The sequence below is a fragment of the Njordella calcicola genome (genome assembly GCF_056494125.1).
Genome location: NZ_CM151396.1, coordinates 3,069,749 through 3,087,912, shown reverse-complemented (window position 1 = coordinate 3,087,912; position 18,164 = coordinate 3,069,749). Strand labels below are relative to the sequence as shown.

The following is an 18,164-nucleotide window of genomic DNA, read 5'->3' as shown; positions in this document are numbered from 1 at the left end:
GAACTGCGCCAAGCCAATCAGCCACAGTCCGATGTGTCCCTCAACGTCGCTCAGCTCAAGCGACCGATGTTCCGGCGCTGAGCTAGTTTTGCTTGTTACCGGCCTACTTCCGCTCACCCAAATCCAATCCGTCCGAAATCACTCGCCTGATCGACTCCAAACCGTCACGTAAACCCTGCAATGATTTTAAAACCTGCGCGGCACGGTCGTCACCTTCGATTCCGGCTAACTTTGTACTCTCAGTGAAAGCATACTTGATGTCCGACCAACGCAGCTTGTCTTCCGACGTCTGAATCCCCAGCAACTCCTTGAACTTCAACCAGTTCGCTTCCGCATCGCTAGTCAACGTTTGCACGTCTTGCTCATACGTCGCCAGGATTGTTGCCATCAGTTCATCGTCGTTCATAATCGGCATCAGCTTTTCCGTGATCCGATTCATGTTGCGATAACTGCCTTGTAACTTAAACGGAGGCTCTGTCCGATACGCGTCGGCTTGCGCAGCACTGCGTATGTACTGCCGATTCACTTTCAGCACAATATCCCGCACCACAACTAACTTGCGTAAGATTGCAAGGATATCACGCAACTGATCCGGCCCGATATTTGACTCTAGATCCAACGGTTCGTCGGAATTGCGTATCGCTGCATTGTAAACCTTCAACTGATCAGAGGCAGTCGCTCGCGTCAAAGGTTGCAATGCAGCGTTGCTAGTCAAGGCATTCTCCAAGTAACTCAGTTCGAAGACATCTGAGGAGTTACCGATCATCTCACCCAAGTTGTACACGTCTGCACGATTGGCCAACATGTCGGGAATCTGAAAGCGCTCGCCGCTTTCGGTATAAGGATTGCCCGCCATGACAACCACGAACTTTCTGCCTCGCAAGTCATATGTCTTCGCTTGCCCTCTCCAGACGCCTTCAATCCGCCGCGATCCATCACATAACGAAATGAACTTTTGCAATAATTCCGAATGGCAGTGCTGGATGTCATCCAGATACAACATCACGTTGTCACCCATCTCGAACGCAAGATTCATCCGCTCAACTTCCTCTCGAGCCGCCGCGTTCTTGGCCTCTGACGGATCTAACGATGTGACCGCATGGCCAATCGCTGGTCCGTTGATTTTCATAAAGACCAATCCCAAGCGATTCGCGACATATTCCATTAAGGTCGTTTTTCCATAGCCTGGTGGACTGACCAGCAACAACAGCCCCATGCGGTCCGAGCGTTTGTTTTCGCCCGCAGCCCCCATTTGCTTGGCCAAATTGTCGCCGATCAACGGCAGATAGACCGAATCGATCAACCGATTGCGAACGAAAGAAGTCAGCACTTTGCTGCGAAAGTCCTCGACGCCAAACTCGCGCGACTTCTGGGCCAGTGTCACAATCTTCGACTTGGCTAGCTCATCAAAGCGATTCAAGTCTTGTTTACGATACTTGCTCAACCGCTTCATAAACTCGTGGTATCGCAGCTTCAATCGCCCCCCCTGCAGCTGCGCATGGTCACCCAACATATGGGTCACTTCCACCGCCGAAACAGCTTGATTGACCGGCAACAACGTACTTGGCGTTCCCAGCAGTAGCAGCGCAGCTACTTCACAGCGGTACTGGCCCAGGTCTTCAAGCCCGGATGCTTCGTCCCCGGCGCGCTCCGCAAGAAAGCCATCGATTGCCGCTAGCGCGGTGATCCACGATCGATACGGCTGCTCATGCGCTGTCGCAATCGCTTGACGAAGCTGCGCATAATCGTCGCTGGGCAAATGGTCGCTCATCTGTCGCACAATCCGACTGGCCTGCAAACTGGCCAGCGGTACAAAAGGCAAGGGAGCATGAAGATCGCCGGTCGCTCGATCGGCATCAAACAAACGCGTAAATAGATACCGTGCAGCATCCTTCCGCATACCAGCGGGCACTATCTGCGACGCATACTTTCTCAATAAGATCGCGACGGACCGGGCGTAGTGTATCGATTTGGGAGTCCGCTTTAACACATCACTCACCCGGCGATGCGAATGAATCCAACGCTCGATAGGCAAACGATCGATCGCGGGAATCGCATCAAACCAAGCATAATCCGCACTGCCACGCACTGCAGGTGGGAATCGCAAGATGCCTAAATCACCATGCATTCGTAAAAGCGCGTTCAAGATCTGAACAGTATCGGCATCATGCACGCCACGTTGATAGCCTTCGCTGTGTCGGGACTGCATCAACTCGCGAATGAAGCGAGTCTGCTCGGCAGCGTCCAACTTCTGATACTCGACGACCGTCACATCATGGTCGCTTCCGATAGTCCGCAGGCTTTGACCGCGAGTGATCAAGGTCTCGAAAATATCAAACGCCAGAAATTCCGCTCGATAGATCGATTCCGATTCGCTCCTATAAGGCTGATTCCATAAATCGCGAGCGGCATCAAATTCGGGTATATGCAACGCTTCGTAGAATTGAGTGCCCGTTAAATGCAAATACAAAGCGTCATCTCGCGTGACCATCGTCAACTCGATCGGTTGACGATTAACGCTAAAGGCATGTTTGCCCAGACGGATCGTATCACCGCCAGCACCGAACAAATCGCGACGATCTCGCAGTTGACGGACCGCATCATCGCCGATCGACTTGAGTTTGGAAAGCACATCTTCCATGCGGACTGTATCGCCCAGTGCATGCAGTTGTTCCGCCAATTGCCGAACCTTGGCGACCATCGGGTCCGCCGCCAAGAATGACTGCAACGCTTGCTCGTTATCGGTACGTAGTGCTCGTGCAAAAATACTGTCCAAGATGCGCCCTGCAGCAGCAGAAATACGCTCGGCTTTCTGTGAACGCTGTTCGATCAAGGCAGATCGTTTGACATCAAACGCAGCTATGATTTCATGGCGTTTGAGCTCCATGCGAGACAAGAGCTCATCGTATTCCGCAAATCGGCTTTCCAATTCCTCGATCTGCAAAATGACGCCAGCCAGCAGTTCGTCGATCCGCTGAGGTGAATCAGCAGAATCAATCGCAGCCGCTACGGCTTGGTCCAGCAGTTTCGTTTGCGAAGCGAAGTCCGCTTCCATCTCCCCGCTCAACAATTCCCGCGTCCGATTCGCCAGTTGAGCGCGGACCTTGTTCAGCGAACCGAAAAGATCGCCGATCGGATCGACAATCTTGGTCCGTTGAGTCACATCGTCAATCTGCAGTTGCGAAACCGTTTCCACCAACAAGTTCAAATCGGAGTTGATTTCGTCGAGTTGTTTCTGCAACTCGCGCCCTTCCTTGCCACCTTGAATCTTTGAAGTCAACTGTGCTGCAGCGTCGATCTTGCGAGCGTACGGAACCAGCGAAGATTCTCGCAACAAGAATTCGACCGTTCTTCGGCCAAGATTCTCGTTGGCCTCGACCACGCCCCGCTCCAGTGCTTCAACGCTCGCCAAGTCAATGTACTTGCGATCTCGCAACGCGATCATCTCACCGCGCAATGTGCGCAGTTCACTCAGTGCCTTGACGAACGCTTCAACCGACTCAAATCTTTCGCGATCGATACGTGAGCGAACTTCCTTAGATTTCGCTTCGACCACTTGAAAGGCAACTTGGGTTTCTTGGCGAACTCGCGTGACCTTCTCGTACTCTTCAATGGCGGCTTCCGCCGCGGAACGAATCTGTCGCAACGGATCCGACAGCGAGTAAGCTTCTTCGCGACTTATCCAAAAGTAGCTATCGAGCATATCGGTCGCTCGTTTTTGCAAATCGGCGTACAAATCAGAGTACGCTTCGTCTTTGTCAATGACTTGCAACAGTTCTTGGCATTCGGCCATCGCTCTGACCAACTCGCGATTACCGATCTTGTATAACAACGAATCGGTCGCAACTGCCACTTGAAAATTAGGACCAACGAACGGAGTTTGCCAGATCTGCACCGCATGATGCTTAGCCGGTTGGTCACTGGATCGTATCGTGATCATTCGCCCATCATCATAGAACGCTTGACCATGACAGATCAGCGGCGTGTCCACTTGTTGACGAATCAGGTTGTATCGCAAATGTACGTAAGTGCCCGTGTTCGGGTCCAGAAACAGGTACAAGTAGTCTTCGCCGTTAGGAGCCGCGATGGTGCGATCGAAACGCAAGTTCTCGAAGCCATGATCAAACGATTTATGTGCCCCTGTCTGTAACACAAAGCCGCGGGGGAAGATGATTCCGTGATCGTCGGGCAATAGAATGCAACTGTCAGCGATCGCGTCCAATCGAATGACCGTGCGTTGCTTAATACTGTAGACGAAATGACGAAAGGCTTGCTCTTGATATGGACGAACCTTCAGCAGCACCAGGTTGCCGAGTATCGCATACGAAATTTCCGCATCGTCCAGCGTTTGGTCAGCATTGTCTACCGGTTCGTTGTAGATCCCGGAACCATCTGTCGTGTTGTCTTCGATCTTGATCGTGAGGTCCCCCCCCACGCACTCGACAAAGATAATATCGTCGATCGAAATATGCGGGTGCTGGCCGGTGCGGTGTTGATCACGTGTCACGCGTCGCCACTGGAACGAGGTCTGCGGCGGATACCGCACTTCACTTGCACTGCGATTGTCGATATAGACCACACCGTCCGCTTCTACCGACCACTTAAACGCCTTGATATCGTCTACCGTCTTCCCAACTTGGAAGACCATATACAGCAGCGGACCGGAGTGAAAGAATCTCGCAAAAGTCGTCGTCTTGTAGTAGCGAAATAGTTCCGCAAAGTCGCGCAAGAATTGTTGGTTCGAGATGGGCTCCAGCGACAGTTCGTGCGCATGTTCTTTGCCCACGCGAAAGTGCGCGAACACATCGCTGGGCGTGATGTCTGTCCGCAACCCAAACTGCACGTTGACTCCCAGCAGCAACGTTTCATTTATCGCCGTCAGATCGCGAGCGATACAGTTGTTGCCAGTGGTCACATGCGTGGTCGAGATCAACCGCGTCTCGATGTTACCAAACACCTCGCTGCGAGCGTGGTTTAGCTTCTCGAAACGCTCGCGCAAGTCATCTGCAGCATCGCGCAGGCGGCTTCGCAGAACTTCATAAGTTCCCGCAGCAAGTTGCTGATTATCCGTCATAGCCGTCCCTCGTTAACTGGCTGACGAATCCTGCGGCGCAATCACTTCCGAGAGTTTTTGATTGGTGATCCCCAATCGGCTCGCAGTGCTCAGCAGGTCGATCAATTTCTGCTGAAGCGGCGCAGAGGATTCTTTGGTCAGCAGTTTACCGGCCAAGGCCGCAATACTCAGATTTCGCACGTCATCTGAACCGACACCAAATTGATCCATCAACTGCTGCACACCATTGCGGAACTGTTCCGGATCGCCAGTGAAGAACGTGTTCTTGATATCTGATGCGACTTTCGAGTTTCCGACAAAGCTATCGAGCGTCTTGCCACCACGAACGGCTGCCGATATTTGACGGAAGAAGTCGCCATCCCCCCCCACGATATCGATGTTCGCCGACTTGAGTGCTTCCGACAACACGGTTGCTTGCCCTTGAGCGATCTGTTGTTGAGCCGCGATGGCAGTCATCTCGATTTGCTTTTCTTTCTCCAAACGCAGCTTGAACTCCTCGTGTTCGCGTCCGATGCCGTCCAGCTCCTTCATTGCAGACGCTTTCTCGGAGATCCCTTCGGCTTCGCTCAAGAATTTTTGTTTCAGCACGAGAGCCTCGGCCAAACCTTGCTTCTCTGTCGCGGCGGCATTGGCTTCCAATACGCGGGCCTTCGCAAGTCCCTCAGCGGCATATTCCGCGGTAGTTGCATCGGCGACGATCTTCATCGCAGCCGCGTTACGTTCGGCTGCTTCGCGATTGGCCTCCGCCTTAATCTTGACCTTCTCACCTTCGAACTCGGCTGCCTTCTTCGATGCTTCAGCCGCCTTGATCTCTTTCACCAATTCCTGTTCGGCTCGCATTTCTGCAGCGGTCACTTCGACTTTACGACGACGATCCGCTTCAGCAAACTGTTCGGTGTCTTTGATCTTCTCTTTTTCTTCAACCACCGCGCGTTCAACATTCACTCGTTCGCGAATGACATCTTGAATGTTGCGTTTCTCGATTTCGATCGCTTTCTCTTTCTCGATATCCGCCACGCCGACCAATCGCATTCGTTCAGTGGCTTCTAAAGCGCGATCTCGCTCGACGCGTTCTTGTTCCACTGCGTCGGTGCGTTCTTTGTTACGTTGAGCGACCAGGATCTGGCGTTGCTTGTTTTCTTCGGCCACGCCGATTTCTTCTTCAGTCGTGATTCTCGCGCGTTCTGATTGCAGCCGATTTTCCTCGCGCACTTTCGCCGCAGCGGCATTCTCGCGAGCTTCGATCTCCGCAACTTCACGCTTCTGACGTTCGGTCGCTTCGATCCTTTGACGTTCAAGTTCAAGGATTGCCTCTTGCGCTTCGACGTCTTGCTTCTTCAGCGTCTTCTCACGTTCGCGAGTAAAGAAATTTTCCTTGATCTTCTCCAGCGATGTCAGTTCAGTAATCTTCTTGATACCCTCTGCATCTAAGATGTTGTTCGGATTCAGAAGTTCGAGTCGAGTTTGTTCGAGGTAGTCAATCGCAGCATCGTCCAATCGATAACCATTTAGGTCGGTCCCGATCACTTTGAGGATTTCTTCCTTGAACTTTTCACGTTTGTCGTACAGTTCGATAAACTCAAACTGCTTGCCCACTGTCTTCAACGCCTCAGAGAATTTCGCATCGAACAGTTCACGCAACGTTTCCATTTGACTGGCCCGACGCGGACCGATCGATTGCGCGACCTCTTTGATCTCGTCATCCGTCTTGTCGATGCGAATAAAGAATGCAACTCGAATATCGGCACGGATGTTGTCCTTGCAGATCAAGCCTTCGGCACCTTCGCGAGCGATCTCAAAACTCTTCAGCGTCAAATCCATCCGTTCCGAACGATGGACAATCGGCAAGATGAACGCACCGCCAGCAGTCGTGACTCTCATGGTACCGCCACCGGTACGCACAATCGCTTCGTCTGGCCCCACCTTTTCATAAAAGCGACTGGCGATTCCGAGGATGCCTGCGAGCACCGCGATAATCGCCACGATACCGACAATAACTGTGATCAAGAATTCCATCTGCGCGGCCTAAAACAAGTGGTGTAAGTTAAAGATAGAAGTACTTTTGAAGCGAACTGCGGAATCAGTTTAATTCGAATTCGATTCCGGGGGGAAAATCTTTGGCGGTTCGATCGGTGAAACTTGATAAATCCGGCGTTTAGGATCGTAATGCGTAATCCAAACGCGAGCTCCGCGGGCAAGAAAGCTACCATCGGTTCGCACGTCCAGCAGCAGGGGAGCGCCGTCGGTCTTGAATTTCACTTGACCAAAACTGGGATTCGCCTCTGTGCTACTGATAATGCATTCGCGTCCAACGAGTGATCGAGCGTCAAAATGAGTGCTGGTCTCCCAGCCTTTCATTGGGATAGTCGCCACTTTGGTCATGGGTAGGGTACACAGCACATTTCGCAGCATCAACACGCTTGACCAGAGAATGCCGGGCTTCTCTAAAAACCAGCGATCGACCAAGAGCCACCAAGCGACCGAGACGCACCACCAGACCAAAGCGAAGGTAGCCAGCCAAAACATCAGCGGCATTTCGCGAACATTCAGCCACTGCGTGAGCGATGCGAAGACGCCGCCATGATCGGAACCGTGCATGGAGCTGGGATCAACCGCATCGCCAATGTGGCCATCCACAGCAGAGCCATGCGGGAGTTGGCCTGTAAGATCATCCAGCCCACCTGCTGGACTGTGTGAGTCGAACGAAAGAAACGAAGCCACCAGTCCCCAAACTGTAGCCGTAATCAAGAACAGCGAGGGAACCAAGAGAGGTCCGCTAAAAAGGAATTCAATCAAGTTCATTTGTATAACGCTTCTGAGCGGTGCTATCGCATATCAAACTCCACGCCGTGATCATTATAGCGGTTTGTTGTCAGTCGTCGGGGCCTCTTCGATTAGCCGCCAAGGTAGTAGGCACACTCCGTTCTTCTTCACCCTCCCGGTTCGGGAGGGTCGGCCGCGAGTGCCGCGAGCGACCGGGGAGGGGGGCATCGTTACAACGCACACTCGCCATGTGATCTCGCATCGTTTTCGTTTAACCGTCAGCCGTAGGCGTACGCGTTTCATCTTCACCCTCCCGGTTCGGGAGGGTCGGCCGCGAGTACCGAGAGCGACCGGGGAGGGAGCACCATTACAACGCACACTCGCCATGTGATCTCGCATCGTTTTCGTTTAACCGTCAGCCGTAGGCGTACGCGTTTCTTCTTCACCCTCCCGATTCGGGAGGGTCGGCCGCGAGTACCGCGAGCGACCGGGGAGGGAGCACCATTACAACGCACAATCGCCATGTGATCTCGCATCGTTTTCGTTTAACCGTCAGCCGTAGGCGTACGCGTTTCATCTTCACCCTCCCGGTTCGGGAGGGTCGGCCGCGAGTACCGAGAGCGACCGGGGAGGGAGCACCATTACAACGCCCACTCGCCAATTGATCCAGCATCGTTTTCGTTTAACCGTCAGCCGTAGGCGTACGCGTTCCTCTTCACCCTCCCGATGCGGGAGGGTCGGCCGCGAGTACCGCGATCGACCGGGGAGGGAGCATCATTACAACGCCCACTCGCCAATTGATCCAGCATCGTTTTCGTTTAACCGTCAGCCGTAGGCGTACGCGTTCCTCTTCACCCTCCCGATGCGGGAGGGTCGGCCGCGAGTACCGCGATCGACCGGGGAGGGAGCATCATTACAACGCCCACTCGCCAATTGATCCAGCATCGTTTTCGTTTAACCGTCAGCCGTAGGCGTACGCGTTTCTTCTTCACCCTCCCGATTCGGGAGGGTCGGTCGCGAGTACCGCGAGCGACCGGGGAGGGAGCACCATTACAACGCACACTCGCCATATCATCTCGCATCAACTTCGTTTAACCGCGTTCCCATCGGGCCGCGTTACAGTTCCATGGCACACTCATTTCGCGGCGTTACCCTAGCGGCTAATCAACCACCCAAACACGGTACGACAAACGGATACTGCCAACACCGCCCAACAACCTGAAGCTTATCATGTATAATCTCATCCAACACGCACAGCTTACCTCACTCTTCATCTAAAGGCCAACGCATGAGTCGTGCCGCTTCGTCCAGTCTTCTCGACTTGCAACCAGAGAATGTTCGCTTAAGCATATCCGTGCATTTCATGCTACCGGTTAGAGCGAGTCTCGCCTTACACACCATGCGAGCTTCGGTAGCTATCTGTTGCATGCTTGCGGCGTTCATGTGGTGCTGCTTACCAGTCAACCTCTTGCTTGCACAGCAGCAACGTCACGAATCGCAACAGGACACTTCGTCTCGCCAAGCGGCTGGCACTGTCGTTGACAAGAATGGACAGCCCGTCGACGATTGCTTGATTGTGTCGGAAGTTGGCAAGTCGGATGGAACTATCGAAAAGATTGTTACTCGCACCGACGCACAAGGGAACTACGCAATCACCTTTCCGGGAGATGTACCTTTTCCTGCTATGTATCATGCATGGCTGTACAAGCCGGGTTACAGTCTACGTCCCGTCGCGTTCGGACATGAGCTTCGGAAACGCAACCAGTGGCTCGATGCAAAGATCGTGTTGCTCGATACCATCGATGTTGAGGTCACTATTGTAGATACCGATGGAGTCCCTATAGGCGGAATGGAAATTGAGCCCTTCCATTACAACATGCCCAACGGATCATTTTCGGCAGACCAAGATCAAGGGATGGTGGGCACGCCTCCCGAGCCGATCCTTGGTATGCTTCGTACAACGACGAATGCATCAGGTACTGTAACCTGGAGTGCTTACAACGATAACTTGATGGGCAGTATCGCTACCAAGTCGACGGCCTACGGCAACCAAGTCATCGGGCTCATGGAAAAGAAGATGACCGCAGAACTGGCTCCCATAGGAGGGATCTACGGTCGGCTGGAAACAGCAGAACCGGGAAGATATAAAGGCGCATTGTTATCATTGCGAACAGAGGACCTTTTCAGAAGTTTGCCTGATGGCGATCACCATCGATCTTATTCGGGTTTTGCCCAAGTGGAGATTGACGAGAATGGCGAGTTTGCTATTGAAGCCATTGCTGCTGGACGTCTGACAATTTACTTCATGCGATGGGGCTTTGAAAAGGAGGTCATTCCTTTGATGCCATCAGACCTGACAATACCAACTGGCGATCTGCTTGAGTTGCCCATTCCACTTGTAAGTTCCGTGGAACTGCGAGGGCGCATCATCAAAGAAGACGATCGCAAGCCGGTCGTAGGAGCATTAGTATCGGCCGGCAGTGATAGCTCCAGAGTGTATTCCCGGTGTGAGACCGATGAGGCTGGAGTTTTCACCGTGTATGTTTCACCGGGCAAGGCGAACCTCCAGTTGATTCATATGGGATCATCTACCACTGGTTATACGCGACCTGATCAAATCAAGCGGCCGATCCAAGTGGAACCTGGCGCAGAGCCAATCAACTTAGGCGATTTCGCTTTGGAAAAGATCCCGCAATTGCGGATACATTGTATTGATGTCTTTGGTAATCCGCTAAGGGACAGGGAGATTTTGATAGGCAATCAATCTGGTAACGACGTTTCCATTCGCTCTTCGATGCAGACTGATTCCGACGGCGTGCTAACGGTCTCGATGAGTGCAACGGTTTTTGTGAACAATGAGGAATCGCGTGAACCAAAGTTCTTTATTGCCGATGAGATAGACCGTGACCGCGTCAACCCCGCGCAGGCCCTAGAATTTGTCGGCATCAGAGACGGCGAAGTCTATTTGCAGAGACGCTCGCCTTGATCGTCAAGTAAATCTGCAGCATGATCACTGCATGCGAAGGATCAGTGCAAGCAAACCTTAGCGACGACAAAGCAGCAACGTACGATGATACAACGGAGTTGCACGCAAAGGCGCGAAGCTCGCAAAGTAGAATAACTCGCAGACTTGGCGAGCATTGCGCCTTTGCGAGAACATACTTTGAACTTCTGATTTATCCTGCAGCAAACCTCGAGACATGACCACTCAATCGTGGCTGTTGGCGAGTAGTTTTAGATATGCTAGGAAGACTTTGCCTACACTTGGAAGCTTGGCGAAAAATTTCGGTAGTACGGATTTGGTTTGATTTGCCGCGAGCAGAATACGGCTGCAACGCCCATGGCCCGTAATTGCTGCGTCATGTTGTCCGCAGCGAACAGCAATGAACATGTCAAAAGCGAACGGATCGCATCAACTGTTATTGGTATATCCCAAATCGGCCAGCGAAACTCGGCATCTTTTCCTCTCGACGCTTTTATGAAGCCTACCGTTTCCAAACCGCGGGGGCCAGGCATCGTTGGATACAAAGGCAATGCCTCCAACGCTAGCCGATTCACGCCGATTGGCGTTGGACAACCCTCTTAGCTTGGATTCCCCGACTGGAGAGCGTACTCACGATTTTCTGATGGATCCCAGCGAAACGAGGACAACGATTTTGCGAACGTCCACGGTCCATATCGCCGCTCAATTTATCCACTGAAGTATCACCTGTCATCGAGCATGAAGAAATGACCCAGTAGCGAGCAATTAGGAATTGACCCACCAAGCTGGGATTAGAGAAGGAATTTGCCCTAGCTGCTGCGCAGCAGCTAGGGCGACCCAGACCACCCAGCTTACCACGGCTTCCTAGGTCGCCTGATTTGGTTTCAGGCAACTTCGACAGGAGGTCTTCATTCCTATGATCTTGGTGGATCAATACATGGATGTTAAATCACGATTGGCCAATAAGCAATCTATTCGCTCTATTGCCAAAGATACAAACCTTTCACGAAACACAGTCCGCGCAATTGCTCGCGGCGAGCATCCCTTGCAAACAGCAAATGCTCGCAAACCGCGAAAGCCACGAGCAAAAAAGATTGACCCTTTCTGCGAGTATATTCGCTCGCGGGTCGAGCAATTCGATCTGGATGCGACGCGCGTACTCCCAGAAATTGAAGCCATGGGCTACAGCGGTGGGATTCACTCCTTGCGACGCTACATCAATAAGCTGAAGGCTCGCTCCAAGCAGCTTGCCTCTGCCACCGTGCGTTTCGAAACGCCGCCTGCCAAGCAAGCTCAATGCGACTGGGGCCACGTGGGCAAATTCCCTGACGCCACCGGTAAGCTCATCAACATCTACGTCTTTGTGATTGTCTTGAGCTACTCACGGCAGATGTTCATTCGCTTTACAACGAGCATGAAGATTCCCACGCTCATCGAGTGTCACCAGAAAGCCTTCGAGTACTTTCAAGGAGTACCGCAGTCGATCCTCTACGACAACATGGCCCAAGTGCGTTCGGGTGCTGGTCGACTTAACAGCACTTTCGCGGACTTCGCTGATCATCACGGCTTCGAAGTCAAAACGCATCGCCCCTACAGACCTCGCACCAAAGGCAAGGTCGAACGCATGGTCGATTACATCAAAGGCAACTTCCTCAACGCTCGCGAGTTTACGGGCCTTGACGAGCTCAATCTGCAAGGTCAGCAATGGCTTGATGAAACAGCCAACGTACGTACCCATGGCACGACTGGTCAACAGCCTGTGCAACTCTGGAAGCAAGAGAAAGACCAACTTCTACAGCTTGATCCCAATAGGCCATATGTGTCGAGCATTAGAGTCGAACGCAAGGTCAGCAAAGATACGTTCGTATCTTACAACCGTGCGCGATACAGTGTGCCACCGCAATACATTGGTCAATGCGTGCAACTTCAAATGCAAGGCACGCAGATTATCATTCGGTGCAACGACACGATTATTGCCGAACATCCATTGGCCGAGGGTATCGGACAGAGTGTGGCCAATGACCAGCATATCGAAGAGTTATGGCGATGCACGCTGGATCAACACCCCGTGGTGGGCCAGCGGCACTGCAATGTAAAGCTTGATGAGTCGGTAGAAGTTCGCAGTTTAAACAGCTTTGAGGAGGCATGCGCATGAGCACTAAGATTACAGAACAAAGAACTGCACCAGAGTTACACGCTGAAGGCGACGGTGCGAGAGTCTACCAGGAGCGAGCCAGCGAAGCACTTGAGCTACTTGGCTTAACTGTCGCTAGGGGGCATCTGGATGCGACTAGCCAAAGGGCGGCAGCCCAAGACTGGTCATACACGCACTTCTTAGGGTATCTGCTTGATGGAGAACTCAAAGAGCGACATCGCAAACGAGTGCAACTGAACCTTCAGTTCGCGAAGTTCCCCTTCATCAAGCGATTGAGTGAATTCGACTTCACGGCGCAGCCAGGTCTGGATAAACGCTTAATCGATGAACTGGCGACCTGTCGTTATATCAGCGAAGGACGTAACGTGGTGTTCTTGGGCCCACCCGGAGTTGGTAAGACGATGCTCGCAGTATCGCTGACGGTGATGGTCGCTGAGTTGGGACATCGCGTGTACTTTACATCGGCAAGTGACCTGGCCAGTAAGCTGAGCAAGGCGATGGAACGAAATCAGTTGCATCGTCAGTTGAACATGCTGATGCAGCCCAAGGTGTTGCTGATTGATGAAGTGGGATACTTGCAGTTGGATAAGGTGCAAGCGAGCTTGCTGTTTCAAGTGATCTGTTATCGCTATGAACGCAACCAGCCGATCATCTTGACGAGCAATAAGGCGTTCGGTGAATGGGCCAGTGTATTCGCAGAAGATTCAGTGATGGCCAGTGCGGCGTTGGACCGATTACTTCACCGCAGCACGGTGGTGAACATTCGCGGCGAGAGCTATCGCTTGCGGGAAAAGCGCAAGAGCGGAGCAGCCAGTAGCTGTTCCGAAGCGGATCGCAACTAACTGCTCGCGAGCGGTAAACGCCCCGCGTTGGTCGAGCACAAATAACCTCTAGCAAAAACAACGAAACTCGAAGAACAGGAGCAATCCCGAAAAGCAACGCTATCAAAACCCCGGGTCAAAACTAAATGCTCGTAAGTGGGTCAAATTTATCTGCTCGTTGACATCACCTTTCCGCGTTCAACTGAACGCGGCCTCATTGACGCTTGGTTCTAGGTATAGTTTCAAAACCGTCGCACTCACTCGTCACTGTCTTCTACTTCTTGAAGCTTGTTGTCGAATCGATCGAATTGGATCGTCGCTTTCCCTCCGCTGGCTCCTTGGACTAACAAATACAAGCTTTCTGAAATCCGCATCGTCTCGTCGAAATCGAAGCTGATCGTTGTGGGAAGTTCAATCAATCCATCCGCCCCGGCAGTCAAGTTGACAATCGTGCGACTTCTTGATCCAAACAAGACTAATCGATTGTCATCTATGAATTCAAATGAACTTGCCTTCTCCTTGTTAATATCAGGAATCTGCAAGACTATCTTCCCGCTTTCGAGACTCCATACAGTTAGCTGGCAGAGGGTTGCTCCATTGGCACCATTGTCATAGAAGTTATCCAACAACACAGCTATAAATCCAAACCTTGGCGACACGGCCGCTTTGCTTGAGCCATTTTTTTTCGACAGTTGCGACGCGTAATCCAGCGCAACTTTCTCCAGTGGCTCGCAACCTGATGGCAAAACCCTCCACAATCGAGGGTATCCATCTATAGAAACCAATCCAACAACACCTCTTGATTCGTCAGCAAAGGTGCCCACGGAAAGCAGCCAGTTGCCTCCGCCTGCGTAAACATCTAGCTCGGTTTTAGTAACTCTAGCTGCTGTTCCTTTGTCTTTACCGACGTGATGTACAGTCAGCTTGTGGCCCGCTGGAGGCCTTCCATAGTCGTATATTGCAAAAGCGCTTGACTGTGGGAAAACTCCTAAAAGTGATCCCATCGGATGAGTTATGGGGATTTGTCTTTGGTTACCAATTGCGTCTAGCAAGTAGGCTTCCATTGGCCCGAAACGGACTTCCTTGATGCCCAGGTACAAGCCCTTCAAAGGAAGGTATGCTACATCGGCGAATGTCTGTGGGATGATTTTTGATTCCCAAATCCCAATTGAACCACTGTCTCTCCCAATTCGATATTTGGTGAATATGGTGCTTTGCCCGCCTTCCGCTGTTTCAGTTGTTGAGAATGTGTGCTCGTCGAGCATATGCGGGATCGCATTGAATGTTCTTGATTGAAGCTCGGCAAACGAAGTGGGTGTCAAGCTGACGTCCGCATGATCGCTAACTTGCTCTACTTTTGACAAGGAACCCGAACCACTTGTCAACACCACGCAGATAATCAGGCATCGAGACATTTTTCTATCGCTCACCGTGGGTTGCGTAGTAGATTATCGTTTGTGTTCAAGAACTGAACAGCTTGCTCTAGCATAACGCTTGGCTGGGTTCTTGTCTGATTGCAACTTAACTGCGGTGAAGAGGTCGCCTTCGTCTTAGTATCCAAATCTTCGTCTAGCAGTTAACTAGGTTGGACTGCGTTCTCACTGTCTCCACTATACACGACTATTTCATCGACGTTGGTACCTTCTTCAGCAATGTCGGTTGCACACTACGACCGCTGCGGGAGGTATATTACAAGGTAATGGCATTCGAGTTGCAAACTGTTTCTTGAAAGAGCCATTGTCCCGCGTCGGGACGCAACACGGCGGCGAACGCTTTCGGTAAAATGCGACTAGCGTATTGATCGGCAAAACGAACTGATCGCACTGCGGTTCGCACAGATTAGAAATTTCAACAAGCTTGCAAAACGCAGTTTTACTCTGCTCGTCAACCTAGTTGGCCGTACTTACGTGTCGTGTCACCTATGAGAACGAAGTTCGCGCAAAGATTCGTTGGCTAACTGCAAACCTAACGTTCTCGGTGGGAAGGCTGACACGAGGCGAGGTTCGGTTCCCGATTGGCTTACCCAGCAGGTACCAGATTTTTGTAGTTAGCTAATCGACTCGTTCCACCCGTATCCACATCCCAGGTTAGCTTGGCCAACTGGAGGGAAAGTTTTCTTTTTAGAAGACTGTGCTGGTGGTTGTGTCGTACGACCCGAAACGCACGGGTTCGATCCGCCGGACTAATTTATAAAATTGATCGCACCCGAGACCTCCGACTTACATGAGCACATTTTCCGATTGAAAACTTATGGACTCTCCCGTAGCGCAAGCGGAATTTGGGAATGGTGATTTCCGGCTACTTTCGATCGCAAACTCGCCATCTGCAATCCTTGGTTTTATGGGGTTGTCTACGGATTGAGCCTAATTTTCGTCGGTCGGTATACGACGAGGGTGGATGAAGTACACTGGCATCTGTTAGTGATTGCTGGGATTTCGATGGCAGTGACCTTCTATTCTTTGGTCAGACAATACGTCGGCGAACTTAGGCACCGGAAACGCGGATCGTGAAACTATAGCTAATCGATGGCGTTGTGGTTCCCGATACCATTCTTGATGAGGAAGGATATATAGTCGTGATCGAGGGTGAATCATCTGCGCCAGGTAGCATTGGCACTTGCGAACGTTGTGGAGAGTATCGCGAAGGACGATCGAAGTTAATGTTTTATAGCCTGATGGCGCGGTTTCCCGCTTCGCCAGTCGCTAGACAGTTCTTCTGCAATCGCTGTCTTCGCATCATGCGAATGTATGCAGTGCTTGGGTTCTCACTGCTGGCAATATTACTCGGATCGCTTATCGTTGGCGTACTATGGGTGCGATTATGGATTCACGTTTAATGGCGATGTGCACTGGTCCTAATTCAAAACTAACGCTCGAGTCGGACATACTGATACGAGGCGAGGTGCGGCCCCCCTGCTGGCTGCAGTGCATTAGCACCGGTTAACGGGAATGAACCAGACGCTAACAGGCTGATGATTTACACCGATTCGGCAAGATATCGTCACCTTCTGCTCCGCAAAAGTAGCGTTAACGGACGCTGCTTTCGCGGAGCGAAAGGCGACAGTCACTAAATCAACAGCCCCCTAACGCGTTCCGGCTGATTAAATCAACAGTCCGCTTGACATGCAGGAGCCAAAGTTTTGTAGTTAGCAAAGCGATCGTTCACCCCGCTCCCAGGTTGGCTTGGTGATTCGACTTGTTCAAAGTTCAAACCGCAAACTTGTTTAATTCGGAATGCATATGCGTTACTCGTTGATCGCTCTCATGACGTGTACAACCCACATCGCCCATTCATGCTATGCGTTAGTGTCAGGCTGCGCCTATGAAGGAGGGCACTATTTTGCTCCTGCGGCCGCTGTCCAATATTGGCTTCCACATTACAGCAACGCAGCGTTCGATGGTGTCACGGGCGCTACGGGACATCCGGAGCGATTGTGGGACTACTATGCGAAGCGACAGTCCTTCCTCGGTGCATGTATTTCGATCTTGCCAATTGGCCTAGTCTTCGCATGGCTGATGAAAGACGCATTGACTGGCCCCAAGTTAAACGCTGGTGAAGGCGGATAACGGGACGATGGTTCTTGTGCGTGACATCTGCTGAATTTATATCAAGATGAATCCGTATCAGTCGCCAAGTTCAGTCGACAGCAATGTAAGGCCTCCGAATCCGTTGCGATTGCAATCGTCTATCCGACCTGCACTTGCATATAGCATGTGGGGGTTTGGTACATTCCTCTTGTCACTGCTTGTTTTCACTGACGTGTTGACGGGGGGAGAACCTTACCCGGAAGGTTGATTTACGTTGCGTTGATTGTGGGGCCAATTATCGGCGTTGTGGGTGCGATCGCAACCAAACAAAGTGCAAGCCAGAAAGTCGGCTTGATCATCGCAACAATTTGCCTTCTTCCGATCCAATTTGCGGTCCTTGGCGTCCTGCTCATAGTTATATTCGGATTCAAAGGCATTCAATAGCAATCAATCCATCGCGCGCTAAACTGACCTTTGAGTGCGAGTTGCGCTTCCTACACCGACTGAATTCTTTGAAAAAAACTTCTATCCATCTCGTTCATGGTTTTGCAGTAACTTCGCATGTGTTTTGGCCACTTCTTTGGCGAATGCGTCGCGATTCTATTGACGCGACACTTTTTCGCTACCCAAGCGTTGGCTTGGGACTCGACTGCATCGTCGACCGTCTTTCAGAAAGCCTAACTGCGCGCCGTCCGAATGGAATCGTCGCGCACAGCCTCGGCTGCGTTGCAGCTTGGCTCGCAATTGAAAATACCGGCTGGCGTGGTCCAATTGTTCTGTTGGCTCCTCCATTAACTGCATTGCCATCGACGCGTTTCATACCTCGATTCATGCGATGGCC

The 18,164-nt window shown here is 51.8% G+C and carries 10 protein-coding genes; 4 read left to right on the top strand and 6 right to left on the bottom strand.

Features of this window, described 5'->3' with window-relative positions; genetic code table 11:
* Positions 1 to 103 precede the first annotated feature (103 nt).
* The 3 genes from SH302x_RS11685 to SH302x_RS11675 form a co-directional block, all read right to left on the bottom strand.
* Positions 104 to 5,074: a DNA repair ATPase gene (locus SH302x_RS11685; protein WP_479368867.1), complete on the bottom strand. Its 4,971-nt coding sequence runs from the start codon at positions 5,072 to 5,074 to the stop codon at positions 104 to 106.
* A 12-nt stretch (positions 5,075 to 5,086) separates the two neighbouring features.
* Complete coding sequence (locus SH302x_RS11680) at positions 5,087 to 7,090, bottom strand: flotillin family protein (protein ID WP_479368866.1); 2,004 nt, start codon at positions 7,088 to 7,090, stop codon at positions 5,087 to 5,089.
* Positions 7,091 to 7,159: 69 nt separating this feature from the next.
* Positions 7,160 to 7,876, bottom strand: a complete 717-nt coding sequence (locus SH302x_RS11675) for a hypothetical protein (protein ID WP_479368865.1) — start codon at positions 7,874 to 7,876, stop codon at positions 7,160 to 7,162.
* Positions 7,877 to 9,125: 1,249 nt separating this feature from the next.
* Here SH302x_RS11675 and SH302x_RS11670 point away from each other — a divergent pair.
* A complete protein-coding gene (locus tag SH302x_RS11670) occupies positions 9,126 to 10,823 on the top strand; it encodes a hypothetical protein (RefSeq protein WP_479368864.1) in 1,698 nt (565 codons plus the stop codon).
* Between the two features lie 272 nt (positions 10,824 to 11,095).
* On the opposite strand, the gene SH302x_RS11665 is transcribed toward SH302x_RS11670, so the two are convergent.
* Entirely contained in the window at positions 11,096 to 11,395 is a 300-nt protein-coding gene (locus SH302x_RS11665; protein WP_479368863.1) for a type I-G CRISPR-associated protein, Cas3-extension family, read from the bottom strand.
* Between the two features lie 362 nt (positions 11,396 to 11,757).
* Here SH302x_RS11665 and istA point away from each other — a divergent pair, with 362 nt between their 5' ends.
* Both istA and istB read left to right on the top strand, forming a co-directional pair.
* Entirely contained in the window at positions 11,758 to 12,975 is a 1,218-nt protein-coding gene (gene istA / locus SH302x_RS11660; RefSeq protein WP_479363699.1) for an IS21 family transposase, read from the top strand.
* Entirely contained in the window at positions 12,972 to 13,817 is an 846-nt protein-coding gene (istB, locus tag SH302x_RS11655; protein ID WP_479363697.1) for an IS21-like element helper ATPase IstB, read from the top strand. The genes istA and istB overlap by 4 nt, the downstream gene beginning before the upstream one ends.
* Before the next feature lie 236 nt (positions 13,818 to 14,053).
* Here istB and SH302x_RS11650 read toward each other — a convergent pair whose 3' ends face one another.
* Positions 14,054 to 15,211, bottom strand: coding sequence for a hypothetical protein (locus SH302x_RS11650; RefSeq protein ID WP_479368862.1), 1,158 nt, complete (start codon positions 15,209 to 15,211; stop codon positions 14,054 to 14,056).
* Positions 15,212 to 17,059: 1,848 nt separating this feature from the next.
* Here SH302x_RS11650 and SH302x_RS11645 point away from each other — a divergent pair.
* Positions 17,060 to 17,362 carry a hypothetical protein gene (locus SH302x_RS11645; protein WP_479368861.1) on the top strand — a complete coding sequence of 101 codons (303 nt, stop codon included), beginning with the start codon at positions 17,060 to 17,062 and terminating at the stop codon, positions 17,360 to 17,362.
* A 561-nt stretch (positions 17,363 to 17,923) separates the two neighbouring features.
* Here the strand turns inward: SH302x_RS11645 and SH302x_RS11640 are convergent.
* The gene (locus SH302x_RS11640) at positions 17,924 to 18,130 is read right to left on the bottom strand and encodes a hypothetical protein (RefSeq protein ID WP_479368860.1); all 207 of its coding nucleotides are present in this window, start codon (positions 18,128 to 18,130) and stop codon (positions 17,924 to 17,926) included.
* Between the last annotated feature and the right edge of the window lie 34 nt (positions 18,131 to 18,164).

Excerpts from the sequence above, each read along its gene's own strand:
- SH302x_RS11685 (WP_479368867.1), bottom strand. The coding sequence starts at position 5,074 with ATGACGGATAATCAGCAACTTGCTGCGGGAACTTATGAAGTTCTGCGA.
- SH302x_RS11680 (WP_479368866.1), bottom strand. The coding sequence starts at position 7,090 with ATGGAATTCTTGATCACAGTTATTGTCGGTATCGTGGCGATTATCGCG.
- SH302x_RS11675 (WP_479368865.1), bottom strand. The coding sequence starts at position 7,876 with ATGAACTTGATTGAATTCCTTTTTAGCGGACCTCTCTTGGTTCCCTCG.
- SH302x_RS11670 (WP_479368864.1), top strand. The coding sequence starts at position 9,126 with ATGAGTCGTGCCGCTTCGTCCAGTCTTCTCGACTTGCAACCAGAGAAT.
- istA (WP_479363699.1), top strand. The coding sequence starts at position 11,758 with ATGGATGTTAAATCACGATTGGCCAATAAGCAATCTATTCGCTCTATT.
- istB (WP_479363697.1), top strand. The coding sequence starts at position 12,972 with ATGAGCACTAAGATTACAGAACAAAGAACTGCACCAGAGTTACACGCT.
- SH302x_RS11650 (WP_479368862.1), bottom strand. The coding sequence starts at position 15,211 with ATGTCTCGATGCCTGATTATCTGCGTGGTGTTGACAAGTGGTTCGGGT.
- SH302x_RS11645 (WP_479368861.1), top strand. The coding sequence starts at position 17,060 with ATGACGTGTACAACCCACATCGCCCATTCATGCTATGCGTTAGTGTCA.
- SH302x_RS11640 (WP_479368860.1), bottom strand. The coding sequence starts at position 18,130 with ATGGCAATGCAGTTAATGGAGGAGCCAACAGAACAATTGGACCACGCC.